Annotated in this window: 1 protein-coding gene; it reads left to right on the forward strand. The window is 75.3% G+C overall.

The features are described from left to right. Window positions 1–733: DUF2470 domain-containing protein (locus tag FV223_RS28620; RefSeq protein WP_147729995.1), on the forward strand; the 733-nt coding region annotated here is incomplete at its 5' end. Window positions 734–933 lie beyond the last annotated feature (200 nt).

Consider the following 933-nt stretch of genomic DNA (forward strand, 5'->3'; position numbering starts at 1 on the left):
GCTTCCGGCGGCGCAGGCCCCGTTCGACGCGATCGGCCTGTCGCGGCGCCTGCTGCGCGGCATCCGCTCCGGCGCGCTGGCGACCCTCGATGCCGACGGCACGCCGTTCGCCTCGCTGGTGACCATCGCCACCGACGTCGACGGCACGCCGCTGATGCTGCTGTCGCAGCTCTCGGCCCACACCCGCAACCTGCTCGCCGACCCGCGCTGCTCGCTGCTCTTCTCGGCCGGCGGCAAGGGCGATCCGCTCGCCCACCCGCGGCTGACCGTCGTCGGGCGGGGCGTGCGGACCGACGAGCCGCGCGCGCGGGCCCGCTTCCTCGCCCGGCACCCGAAGGCCGCGCTCTACGCCGACTTCCCCGATTTCGGGTTCTTCGCGATCGCGCCGACGGCGGGCCACCTCAACGGCGGCTTCGCCAAGGCGGCGACGCTGACACGGGCCGAGCTGCTTCTGGATCTCGCCGGCGCGGAGGCGATCGTGGCCGGCGAGTGCGGCGCGATCGAGCACATGAACGCCGACCACGCCGACGCGCTGGCGCTCTACGCGGCCTCGGAGGGAACGGCCGCGTGGCGCCTCACCGGGCTCGACCCGGAGGGCATGGACCTGCTGGCCGGCGACCGGACCGCGCGGGTGACGTTCCCGGACACGGTCCGCGACATGGGCGCCTTGCGCAAGGTCCTCGTGGTCATGGCCGCCGAAGCGAGGGCGGCGGCCGAGACGCCGCGACCCTGAAGCCCAGGCATCCCCGCTTGGCCGGCATGCCGCGCGGGCCGACGACGGGGGGAGGGGCCTCAGACCTCTTCGGCGGCCGGCTTTTCCGTCTCGGCCTCGTCGCCGTCCGTCTCGGCGTCCTCGGTCTCGGCTTCGGCGGCCTCCGGCTCGGGCTGAGCTTCGGCGCCGGCCGAAGGGCCATCGCTGCGCGCCGTCTGATG

This window comes from Methylobacterium sp. WL116 (assembly GCF_008039455.1).
Taxonomy (GTDB): Bacteria; Pseudomonadota; Alphaproteobacteria; order Rhizobiales; family Beijerinckiaceae; genus Methylobacterium.